Source organism: Sedimentibacter sp. B4 (assembly GCF_000309315.1).
GTDB lineage: Bacteria > Bacillota > Clostridia > Tissierellales > Sedimentibacteraceae > Sedimentibacter > Sedimentibacter saalensis.
In genome coordinates this window covers 1-208 of the sequence record NZ_CANG01000540.1, presented here as the reverse complement: position 1 = coordinate 208, position 208 = coordinate 1, and the positions used below count along the sequence as shown (strand labels likewise).

The window sequence follows — 208 nt, the reverse complement described above, 5'->3', positions numbered from 1 at the left end:
ACTTGCTGAGCGTGCCCATGATCAGGTCGACCTGGCCGAGCAGGCCGTAGTGGTCGGCGACGCCGCGTCCGCCGGGCCCCATCACGCCGATCGCGTGGGACTCATCCAGCAGAAGCCGGGCGTGGTGGCAGCGGACCAGTTGGATGATCGCCGGCAGGTCAACAACCGTGCCCTCCATGCTGAAGAGGGAATCGGTGACGACCAGGGT

General features: G+C 66.8%; 1 protein-coding gene. It reads right to left on the bottom strand.

The features are described from left to right. Positions 1 to 208 (bottom strand): aminotransferase class I/II-fold pyridoxal phosphate-dependent enzyme (locus BN358_RS25555; protein ID WP_157593476.1); only part of this gene is annotated, 208 nt, incomplete at both ends.